This is a genomic window from Thermus sp. (assembly GCF_039793865.1).
GTDB lineage: Bacteria > Deinococcota > Deinococci > Deinococcales > Thermaceae > Thermus.
Map to the genome: position 1 here is coordinate 1 of NZ_JBAMMI010000012.1, position 9,930 is coordinate 9,930.

Annotated in this window: 10 protein-coding genes, 3 tRNA genes and 1 pseudogene; 10 read left to right on the forward strand and 4 right to left on the reverse strand. The window is 67.7% G+C overall.

Annotated features, from left to right (window positions below; genetic code table 11):
- From ABJK26_RS00950 to ABJK26_RS00960, 3 genes and pseudogenes are all read left to right on the forward strand, one after another.
- Positions 1-88 (forward strand): annotated as a pseudogene (locus ABJK26_RS00950) (IS5/IS1182 family transposase); the annotation flags it as partial.
- 89 nt (positions 89-177) lie between these two features.
- A tRNA-Asp gene (locus ABJK26_RS00955) sits at positions 178-254 on the forward strand.
- Position 255: 1 nt separating this feature from the next.
- A tRNA-Phe gene (locus ABJK26_RS00960) sits at positions 256-331 on the forward strand.
- Positions 332-421: 90 nt separating this feature from the next.
- Here the strand turns inward: ABJK26_RS00960 and ABJK26_RS00965 are convergent.
- Positions 422-496: transfer RNA gene (locus tag ABJK26_RS00965), tRNA-Val, on the reverse strand.
- 89 nt (positions 497-585) lie between these two features.
- On the opposite strand from ABJK26_RS00965, the gene ABJK26_RS00970 reads away from it, so the two are divergent.
- From ABJK26_RS00970 to phoU, 3 genes are read left to right on the forward strand one after another with little or no spacing between them, the layout of a single operon-like run.
- Complete coding sequence (locus tag ABJK26_RS00970) at positions 586-1,263, forward strand: response regulator transcription factor (protein WP_347240319.1); 678 nt, start codon at positions 586-588, stop codon at positions 1,261-1,263.
- On the forward strand, positions 1,260-2,183 hold the full coding sequence (locus ABJK26_RS00975; RefSeq protein ID WP_347240320.1) for an ATP-binding protein: 924 nt from the start codon (positions 1,260-1,262) through the stop codon (positions 2,181-2,183). The genes ABJK26_RS00970 and ABJK26_RS00975 overlap by 4 nt, the downstream gene beginning before the upstream one ends.
- A 14-nt stretch (positions 2,184-2,197) precedes the next feature.
- Complete coding sequence (gene phoU, locus ABJK26_RS00980) at positions 2,198-2,860, forward strand: phosphate signaling complex protein PhoU (RefSeq protein ID WP_347240321.1); 663 nt, start codon at positions 2,198-2,200, stop codon at positions 2,858-2,860.
- Between the two features lie 434 nt (positions 2,861-3,294).
- On the opposite strand, the gene prfB is transcribed toward phoU, so the two are convergent.
- Positions 3,295-4,393 (reverse strand): peptide chain release factor 2 gene (gene prfB / locus ABJK26_RS00985; RefSeq protein WP_347240322.1). Its coding sequence is split into 2 segments (ribosomal slippage): positions 3,295-4,341 and positions 4,343-4,393, totalling 1,098 coding nucleotides; the frame shifts between segments, so codons are not numbered across the junction.
- A gap of 195 nt (positions 4,394-4,588) precedes the next feature.
- On the reverse strand, positions 4,589-5,887 hold the full coding sequence (murA, locus tag ABJK26_RS00990) for a UDP-N-acetylglucosamine 1-carboxyvinyltransferase (RefSeq protein ID WP_347240323.1): 1,299 nt from the start codon (positions 5,885-5,887) through the stop codon (positions 4,589-4,591).
- A gap of 88 nt (positions 5,888-5,975) precedes the next feature.
- Between murA and ABJK26_RS00995 the strand changes: the two genes are divergently transcribed.
- The 4 genes from ABJK26_RS00995 to meaB are packed head-to-tail and all read left to right on the forward strand — an operon-like array spanning position 5,976 to position 9,375.
- Positions 5,976-6,188, forward strand: a complete 213-nt coding sequence (locus tag ABJK26_RS00995; protein WP_347240324.1) for a transcriptional regulator — start codon at positions 5,976-5,978, stop codon at positions 6,186-6,188.
- 1 nt (position 6,189) lies between these two features.
- On the forward strand, positions 6,190-8,007 hold the full coding sequence (locus ABJK26_RS01000) for a PQQ-binding-like beta-propeller repeat protein (RefSeq protein WP_347240325.1): 1,818 nt from the start codon (positions 6,190-6,192) through the stop codon (positions 8,005-8,007).
- A 4-nt stretch (positions 8,008-8,011) separates the two neighbouring features.
- The gene (locus tag ABJK26_RS01005; RefSeq protein ID WP_347240326.1) at positions 8,012-8,386 is read left to right on the forward strand and encodes a RidA family protein; all 375 of its coding nucleotides are present in this window, start codon (positions 8,012-8,014) and stop codon (positions 8,384-8,386) included.
- Between the two features lie 32 nt (positions 8,387-8,418).
- The gene (gene meaB, locus ABJK26_RS01010; protein WP_347240327.1) at positions 8,419-9,375 is read left to right on the forward strand and encodes a methylmalonyl Co-A mutase-associated GTPase MeaB; all 957 of its coding nucleotides are present in this window, start codon (positions 8,419-8,421) and stop codon (positions 9,373-9,375) included.
- Here the strand turns inward: meaB and ABJK26_RS01015 are convergent.
- On the reverse strand, positions 9,334-9,792 hold the full coding sequence (locus tag ABJK26_RS01015) for an NUDIX hydrolase (RefSeq protein WP_347240328.1): 459 nt from the start codon (positions 9,790-9,792) through the stop codon (positions 9,334-9,336). The two genes, meaB and ABJK26_RS01015, sit on opposite strands and share 42 nt — an antisense overlap.
- Positions 9,793-9,930: the final 138 nt, after the last annotated feature.

Genomic DNA, 9,930 nt, shown 5'->3' on the forward strand with positions numbered 1-9,930 from the left:
GCGGGCGCTTTTGGAGCTCATCGCCTATGGCCTTAGGGTTCTTCTCACCCTTCTCCCGCCCCCTCCGGGGTACAAGGCGATTTACTAGGCAAGCCCGCTTAGGCTTGACACCCCTCCTTCCCTCCGGCTATCATCCTAGTTGCCCGGTCGGACGCCCCCGACCCGGCTTAAACCCAAGGCCCCGTGGTGTAGTTGGTTAACACACCCGCCTGTCACGTGGGAGATCGCGGGTTCGAGTCCCGTCGGGGCCGCCATGCCGAGGTAGCTCAGTTGGTAGAGCATGCGACTGAAAATCGCAGTGTCGGCGGTTCGATTCCGCCCCTCGGCACCAAAAACCCCCGCCCTAGGGCGGGGGCTCGGCTTTGGTCGGCCAAAGCAGTTCCCCCACGCTACCGTGGGGGGAAGCTTTGTGTCCTGGACTTGGTGGGCGGCGTAGGACTTGAACCTACGACCTCTCGCGTGTGAGGCGAGCGCTCTTCCGCTGAGCTAGCCGCCCCAGCCTCTAGAAGGGTAGCACGCCGCGGCGAAGCCTGTCAAGCAAAATCCTTGACAAAACGCTGACAGGAAAGGGGCTAGACTGGAGGCGTGGCTACGGTGCTCCTGGTAGAGGACGAACCCGCCGTGCGCCTGGGGGTGCGCCTCGCCCTGGAGCGAGCGGGCTACCGGGTCCTCGAGGCCGCCCTAGCCCAGGAAGCCTGGAGCTTTCTCAAGGAGGCCGAGGTGGTGATCCTAGACTGGATGCTCCCCGACGAGCCGGGAACCCGCCTCCTGGAGAGGATGCGCCAGGGGCCCTACCCCCACCTCCCCGTCCTCATGCTCACCGCCCGGGCCGAGGTGCGGGACCGGGTGGAGGGGCTTTCCCGGGGGGCGGACGACTACCTGGTGAAGCCCTTCGCCACCGAGGAGCTCCTGGCCCGCCTCGAGGCCCTCCTGCGCCGGGCGGGCAAGCGCAAGATCCTCAAAAGGGGGCCCCTTCTCTTGGACCTGGAGCGCATGGAGGCGAGCCTGGAGGGGCGGCCCCTTCCCCTGACCCGGCGGGAGTTTGAGCTTCTGGCTTTCCTGGCAAGCCGCCCGGGCCGGGTCTACACCCGGGAAGAGCTTCTGGAGGCGGTGTGGAGCCAAGACTTTATGGGCACCCCCAGGACCGTGGACCAGCACGTCCTCCAGTTAAGGGAAAAGCTCGGAGAAGACCCCAAGGCCCCCCGCTTCCTGGAAACGGTGCGGGGGGTGGGGTACCGGTTCAAGGAAGCGGGGGAAGGGTGAGGGACGAGGAGGCGCGGGCCCAGGCCTGGGAAGAGGCCCTGGAGGGCCTTGTCCTTCACGAGAACCGCCAGGTGGTCTACCTCAACCCCAAGGCCGCGGAGCTCCTCGGGGTGAACCGGGAAAAGGTGATGGGACGCCCTCTCCTCCTGGCCCTTAGGGACCACCGCCTCGAGGCCCTGGCCCTCCACGGCGGGGAGAGGCTTTTGGAGGTGCGGGACCGCCTGCTTTGGGCCAGGGCCCTCCCGGGAAGGCTTTACCTCCTGGACGAAACCGAGGGGCAGAGGCGCCTCCAGGCCCTGGAGGAGGCCACCCAGACCCTAGCCCACGAGCTCCGCACTCCCCTTTCCGGCATGGGCCCCCTCCTGGAAGCGCTCACCCCCAAGACCCCCCAGGAAAGGGAGGTCCTGGCCCTCCTCAAGGCCGAGGTGGCCCGTCTCGCCCGCCTGGTGGAAGCCCTCTCCCCCATCCGGCCCGGCCCCAAGCGGCCCGTGGCCCTGGCCGAGCTTTGGCCAAGGCTGGAAGGCCTCCTCCAGGAAAGGCTTAAGGGAAGGGTGGTGGAGGTCTCCCTTCCCCACGCCCTCACCACCGACCCGGAAAGCCTCCTGCAGATCCTCCTCAACCTCCTGGACAACGCCCTCAAGTACGGCCAAGACCCTATCCGCCTCCTCTCTCGGGAAGAAGCGGGCGGGGACCCCCTGGGCCCTTTCCGATGGGTCTATGTTGAGGTGCGCGACGCGGGTCCTCCCCTCTCCGAGTACGAGGCCCTCTTCCTCCCCGGAAGGCGGGGAAAGGTGGAGGTGGGAGGGCAGGGCCTCGGCCTCTACCTGGTGCGCCGCCTGGCCCGGGCCCTGGGCGGTGAGGCCTACGCCGGGCGGGAAGGGGAGGCCAACGTTTTCGGGGTGCGCCTTCCCCTAGACTGAAGGAAGGAGGTAGCATGCGCGAAGCCTTAGACAAAGCCCTAAACGAGCTTCTAGAAGAAAGCCTCCGGATGCTCTCCTTGGTGCGCCAGATGACCCAGGAGGCCACGGAGGCCCTGGTGGAGGCGGACCGGGCCAAGGCCGAAGGGGTGATCGCCCGGGACAAGGAGGTGGACGCCCTGGAGCTCAAGGTGGAGAACCAGGCCATCGCCGTCATCGCCCGGCACCAGCCCGTGGCCTCGGATCTGCGCCTCATCTTCACCGTCATCAAGGCCCTCACCGACCTGGAGCGGGCCGGGGACTACGCCATGCACGTGGCCGAAGACGCCTTCCTCCTCTCCCAGGAGCCTCCCTTGAAGCGCTACGTCATCCTCCCCGAGATGGGCCGCAGGCTCCTGGAGATGATGGACGCCCTGAGCAAGGCCGTGGCCGAGCGGGACGCGGGGCTCGCCCGCATGGTCCTCAGCATGGACGACCAGGTGGACGCCCTCTACGAGGAGGTGAGCCGGGAACTCATCACCTACATGATGGAAGACCCCCGCACCCTCACCAAGGCCCTGACCCTCATGCGGGTGGCCCGGAGCTACGAAAGGCTCGGGGACCACCTGGAGAACATCGCCGAAAGGGTCATCTACTGGCTCACCGGGGAGGTGTACAAGGCCCCGGAGGACGTCTATTGATGGGACTCACCCCCGAGGAGAAGGCGGCCCTGAAGCCGCGCCTTCAAGCAAGCGGCCCCAAGGAGAGAAAGCGGTCCTGGCTGTAGCCCGAGCCCGATCGCTCCCTCTTCCTGAGGCTCCACGCCCTCGTCCGGCAAGAAGCCCCCAGGCTTCAGCCGCGGCTTCGGTACGGGATGCCCGCCTATGCCCGGAAGGGCCGGGTTCTTTGCTTCTTCCAACCCGCCCACGAGTTCAAGGCCCGTTACGCCACCTTAGGGTTCACCGACCTGGCCCAGCTGGACGAAGGGCCCATGTGGCCCGTGGCCTACGCTGGGTCCCGCCGAGGAAGCCCGCATCGCGGCGCTCTTGAAGAAAGCCCTCGCCCGGAATCAAGAAGGGCCTCCCTAAGCGTCTCCCAAGCCCTTGGCCCAAGGGCAAGCGGGCATGGGGTGGCATTACTCCGCCTCGACTTCCTCCGCCGCCTGACGGCGGCCCGCCTTCCACTCCAACCCGGCCCAGATGAAGTCCAAAAGGTCCCCGTCCAGGACGTTCTGGGGGTCAAAGCGCATGAGGCCCGTGCGGTGGTCCTTCACGTACTGCTTGTCCAGGACGTAGCTACGGATCTGGCTCCCCCACTCGATGGGCCGAGCCTCGCCCCGGAGCCTCTGAAGCTCCTCCTGCTTCTTCTTCCATTCCAGCTCAAAAAGCCTCGAGCGGAGGACCTTCATGGCGAGCTCCTTGTTCTTGATCTGGCTCCTTGTAGCCTGGCAGGTGACGGTGATGCCCGTGGGCAGGTGGACGATGCGCACCGCCGAGTCCGTGGTGTTCACCCCTTGGCCCCCGTGGCCCTGGGAGCGGAAGACGTCGATGCGCAGGTCCTCGGGCCGGATCACCACCTCCACGGTGTCGTCCACCTCGGGCATGACCTCCACCCCGGCGAAGGAGGTGTGGCGGCGGCCCGAGGCGTCAAAGGGCGAGGGGCGCACCAGGCGGTGGACCCCCGCCTCCGGGGAGAGGAGGCCGTAGGCGTTCTCCCCCTTGACCAGGATCTGGGCGTAGTCAATGCCCGCCTCGGGCCCAGGGGTGAGGTCCACCACCTCCACCTGGAAGCCCTGGCGCTCGGCGAAGCGGGTGTACATCCTAAGGAGCATCTCCGCCCAGTCGCAGGCCTCCGTTCCCCCGGCCCCGGGCTGGATGGTGAGGATGGCGTTTTTCTCGGCGTGGGGGAAGGAAAGGAGGGTCTGGTGGTAAAGCTCGTCCAGCTTCCTTGTGGCCTCCTCCAGCTCGGGCCTGAGCGCCTCCCGCTCCTCGGCGGGGAGCTCCTCCCAAAGCTCCAAAAGCCCCTGGAGGTCGCTTTCCAAGGAACGGAAGTTCTCCACGGTGCGCCGGAGGCGGGCCGCTTCCTGGCTCACCTTTCGGGCCTCCTCCGGGTTTTGCCAGAGGCCGGGATCCTCCAGGCGGGGTTCCAGTTCCTTTAGGCGGGCCTCTTTTCCGGGGATGTCAAAGATACCCCCGAAGGCCCTCGAGGCGCTTGGCGAGAAGGTCCAGGTCCATACCGCCCTTTAGTGTACCCCACTTTCCCCGAGGCCGCACGTCTGGCCCAGGCCCTGGAGGCCAAGGGCTACGCCCACTTCTTTCCCGGGGAAAAGGGCCGCTGGTACTTCACCGCCAAGCCCCGGGACCTCAAGGCCCTCATGCGGGCTTTGGATCAGGAGTACCGGGAGTTCGTGGGCGAAGGGGACGAGGCCATCAGTCGGCCGCCACGGCCAGGGGGGTTTCCTCGAGGCGCACCTGGGCCCCTAGGGCACCCAGCCGTTCCACCAGGTCCTCGTACCCCCGCTCCAGGAAGTAAACCCCCTCGATCTCCGAAACCCCCTCGGCGCTCAAGGCGGCCACCACCAACCCGCCCCCAGCCCGGATGTCCAGGGCCTTGACCTGGGCCCCGTGGAGGCGCTTGCCGTGGATGAGGAGGGTGCGGTCCTTCAAGTAGAGCTCCGCCCCCATCCTCGCCAGCTCCCCCACGTGGGTGAAGCGGTCGGGGTAGACCCGGTCGGTCACGGTGCTCTGCCCGGGCACCGTGGCCAGGTAGGCGGTGACGATGGGCTGCAAGTCCGTGGGAAAGCCCGGGTACTCCCGGGCCTCCACCTGAAGGGGAAGGGGGTCGGGGGTGGCGGTGAAGCGCACCCAGTCCGCCCCTACCTCGAGGCGGTGCCCAGAACCTTGCAACTTATCCAATAAAGCGTCCAGGTGGTCGGGGCGAACCCCGGTGAGGGTGAGGCTTCCTCGGGTGGCCGCCGCCGCCAAGAGGTAGGTGCCGGCTTCTATGCGGTCGGGGATGATGCGGTAAGTGCCCCCCCCTAGGCGCTTGGCCCCCCGCACGTGGAGCACCGCCCCGCCCAGACCCCGCACCTCCACCCCCAGCATCTCCAGGAAGCGGCCCAGGTCCTCCACCTCCGGCTCCATGGCCGCCTGAACCAAGGTGGCCTCCCCCCCCAGGGCCACGGCCAGCATGGCCTGCTCCGTGCCCCCCACGGTGGGCAGGTCAAAAACCACTCGGCCCGAGAGGGGACGGGTCCTGCGGGCGTAGAACTGGCCCTCCTCCTCCACCACCTCGGCCCCCAGGGCCCTTAGGGCCTTAACGTGCTGGTCCACAGGCCGGGCCCCGAAGGCGCACCCCCCGGGGAGGGAGATCCTGGCCTCCCCCACCCGGGCAAGAAGCGCTCCCCAGACGATGAAGCTGGCCCGCATCTGCCCCACCAGCTCGTAGGGCGCATGGGTGGAGCGGATCTCCGGGGTGTGGAGGTGGAGGGTGCGCCCTTCCCAAAGGTAGCGGGTGCCAAGGTGGGCCAGAAGCTCCAGCATCACCTCCACGTCACGGAGCCTGGGGACCTCCAGGAGGGTGACGGGCTCTTCAGTGAGGAGGCTTGCCGCCAGGATAGGGAGGGCGGCGTTCTTGGCGGGATAGATGCGCACTTCTCCGGAAAGGGGCGCCCCCCCTTCCACGCGCAGGACCCTGCGGCCCCCTTTTCCCGGATCTGGGTGCGTCATACACACCTTACTCACGGTAAGCATAAAGCGCAAGAAACGCATTGTCAAGCCAATGGGCCTTCTGCTACACTAAACCCCAAGGGGCGGTATGCCGAAGAGGGAAAAGAAGCGGCTGCAGGTGGTCATCTCCGAGGAGCAGGACGCCCTCCTCACCCGGGCCGCCTACGCCCTTTCCAGTCCTGAGCGCTTGGTTTCCAAATCAGAGGTGGTGCGCCTGGCCATCGCCAAAATCGTCCAGGAACTGGAGGGGAACAAAGAGGAGCTGGCCGAACTCCTGAAGCGCCTAGAGCCGGAAGAATAGAATGGCCCACATGGTCCTGGGCGGGCGGTACCGCCTCGAGGCTCCCCTGGGCTCCGGGGGCATGGCCGAGGTCTGGCGGGCGGTGGACGAGCGTCTGGGGCGCAAGGTGGCGGTGAAGCTCCTCCACCCCCGGGCCCTTCCCCCCGAGAGGGAGCGCTTTTTGCTGGAGGTCCGGGCCCTCTCCCGCCTCTTTCACCCCGGCATCGTCCAGGTGTTGGACCTGGGGGAGGAGGACGGCAGGCCCTACTTCGTCATGGAGCTGGTGGAGGGGGGCACCTTTGACCGCCTGGGCCCCTTTGAGGAGGGTCCCGAGGGGGAGCGCATCCTGGAGGCGGCCCAGGAGGTGATGGAAGCCCTGGCCCACCTCCACGCCCAGGGCATCCTCCACCGGGACCTCACCCCCAAAAACATCCTTCTCACTAAGGAAGGCCATCCCAAGGTGATGGACTTCGGCCTGGCCTACCTTCTGCAGGAAAGCCGCCACCTCACCCGCACCGGCTACACCCTGGGCACCCCCACCTACATGGCCCCCGAGCAGGCCAAGGGCCTTCCCCTCACCCCCAAAGCCGATCTCTACAGCTTCGGGGCCGTGCTCTACCGCACCCTTACCGGCAGACCTCCCTTTGAGGGGGAAAACGACCAGGCGGTCCTGTTCCAGCACGTCTACGAACCTCCCAAGCCCCCCGAAACCTTCAACCCCACCCTGCCCAAGGGAGTCAGCGAAGCCGTCCTCGCCCTCCTGGCCAAACACCCCGAGGAACGCCCCTCCCACCCCACCCTCTTCCAAGGGGTCCTAGAGGACTTCCGGGCCCTTCGCCTGGCCACCCCCCGGGCCGGGGCCAGCCGCTCGGGCCACTATCCCCTGGCCCCCGAGCCCCGGCGCCTTGCCCTCAAGGGCAGGCTGGACCTGGGGGGAGAGGCGGCCTGGCCGGGAGAGATGGTCCACGCCGGGGGGCGGGTGTACCTGGGAGTGGGGAAAAGCCTGGCCGAGGTGGACCTCCTCACGGGGGAAGTGCGCTACCAGAGCCTTCCCGAGGAGGCCTCGTCCCCCCCGGTGGTGCGGGGCGGGGTCTACGTGGGGTGCTGGGACGGCAAGGTGCGCCGCTTCCGGGGCCGCGGGCTGGAGTGGACGGCGGAGACCGGGGCCGAGGTCACCGCGGGCCCCCTGGTCCTGGGGGGCCGGGTCTACGTGGCCAGCCGGGACGGCACCCTCTACGCCTACGAGAAGGACCAGCTCCTCTTCCGCTTCCACGCCGGGGGACACCTTTCCGCCAGCCCCACTTTTTACCGCGGCCTCCTCTTTGCGGGTTCCGAGGACGGGTGGCTTTACGCCCTGGACCCCACCACGGGCGCCCTGCGCTACAAGGTGCGGACCGGGCCCATCCACACCCCGGTGGCCGCCCACGGGGGCCTCCTCTTCATCCCCACCTGGCCCGGGGAGGTCTACGCCTTTGACCCCCTGACCCGGGAGACCCTTTGGAACGTGGAGCTGGAAGAGGCGCTCTGGGGGGGGCTCGCCCTGGACGAGGGCCGGGTCTACGTGGCCGCCTGGGACGGGGTTCTTAGGGCCCTGGACCAGGCCACGGGAGAGGAGGTGTGGAGCCTCGAGGTAGGCAAGGTCACCGCCGGGTTGAGCTACGCGGCCGGGCACCTCTTCCTGGCCACGGAGGAGGGGCGCTTTCTGGCCGTGGACCGGAGGGGCCAGGTGGTCTTCGAGGCCACGGGCCTGGGCCCAGTCCAGGTGCCTCCCTTGCCCCTTTCCCAGGAGGTGCTGGTGGTGAACCTCTTTGGGCAGCTTTACCGCTTTGGCGTAGGATGAGGCCATGGAAGCCCTCCACACCCCCCACGCTCCCCAGGCCATCGGCCCCTATTCCCAGGCGGTGCGGGCCGGGGGGTTTCTTTTCGTCTCCGGCCAGATCCCCCTCAGCCCGGAGGGAAACCTGGTGGAAGGGGACATCCGTGCCCAGACCGAAAGGGTGATGGAAAACCTCAAGGCCATCCTGGAGGCGGCGGGCTCCGGCCTCCACCGGGTGGTGCAGACCACCTGCTTCCTCGCCGACATGGAGGACTTTCCCGCCTTCAACGAGGTCTACGCCCGGTACTTCTCTCCTCCTTACCCCGCCCGGGCCACGGTGGCCGTGAAGGCCCTTCCCCGGGGAGTGCGGGTGGAGGTGGCCTGCGTGGCCCTTGCGGAATAAAACGCCCCTGCCGAAAAGCGTAGAATGGCGGCATGGCGGAGGTGTGGACCAGCCAGGCCGAGGACCTGGAGCGCCGTTTTCGGCAAGGGGATATCCGGGCCCTGGCCCGGTCCCTGACCTTGGTGGAGTCGGGCCACCCGTTGGGCCAGGCTCTCCTTAAGCGGGTGCGAGGCCAGGGCCGGACCAAGGTGGTGGGGGTGACGGGAAGCCCGGGAGCTGGAAAGAGCACCCTCACGGACCGCCTAATCCTGGAGGCCAGAAAGCGGGGGGAACGGGTGGGGGTGCTGGCCGTGGACCCCTCTAGCCCCTTCACGGGAGGGGCTATCCTGGGGGACCGGATCCGCATGATGCGCCATCACCAGGACCCCGGGGTCTACATCCGCTCCATGGCCTCCCGGGGGGCCCTAGGCGGCCTGGCGGGGGCCACGGTGGCCGCCCTCACCCTCCTCGAGGCCTTCGGCTTTGACTGGGTCTTCGTGGAAACCGTGGGGGTGGGCCAGAGCGAGGTGGACATCGCCCGGGTGGCCGACACCACCCTCCTCGTCCTCACCCCGGCGGCAGGGGACGCCGTGCAGGCCTTTAAGGCCGGGGTCATGGAGATCGCCGACCTCTTCGCCGTGAACAAGTTTGACCTGCCCGGCGGGGAAAGGCTCATTCAAGAGTTAAAGAGCGCCCTGGAGCTCTCCCCGCCCCGCCCCGGGGGCTGGCGGCCTCCCATCTACCCCACGGTGGCCGCCACGGGCCAGGGGGTAGAGGAGCTTTTTGCAGGCCTGGAGGCCCACCACCGCCACCTCCTGGAGCACGGGCTCCTCGAGGCCCACCGCCTAGAGCGGGCCAGGTTTGAGGTAGAAAGCGTGATCCAGGAGTGGGGCCGCCGCAAAACCCGAAACGCCGGGGACCTGGTGGCCGCCGTGGCCCGGGGGGAAGTCTCCCCCGAGGAAGCCGCCCTAAGCCTTCTTCGCCCGGAAGCGGAGGAGGGCCCTTTTTAGCATCTCCCGCTCGTTGGGATAGGAAAGGCGCTCTAAGGCCTCGGAAACCGGTAGGAAGTAGGCGGCCTCCACCTCGGAAAGCTGGGGCTTAGGTTCACCCCCGCGGTAGGCCATGAGGAAGTAGCGGACCTCCTTGCTCACGGTTACGGGCTCCTCCCCTTCCCGGACGGTGAAGTAGTAGCGCACCTTGCCCAAGGGGGAAAGGACCTCCGCCTCCACCCCCGTCTCCTCCCGCACTTCTCGGACGGCGGTCTCGGGGTAGCGCTCCCCGGGCTCCACCTGCCCTTTGGGAAGGGTCACCACCCGACCCCCCTTCAAGGAGACCACTAGCACCTCGGGCAGCTCCCCCCGGAGGACCACGCCTCCTGAGGAGATCACCCGCTTCCTAGCCCCTTGCACCTTCCGCTTCCTGCGCACGTTTCCCCCGTCTTCAGGCAAAAAAAAGGGGCGCCCGAAGGCGCCCCCAAGGGATCTGGGAAAGGGGAGAACGCAAAGATCTGAGCTCCTTAGAAAGGAGGTGATCCAGCCGCACCTTCCGGTACAGCTACCTTGTTA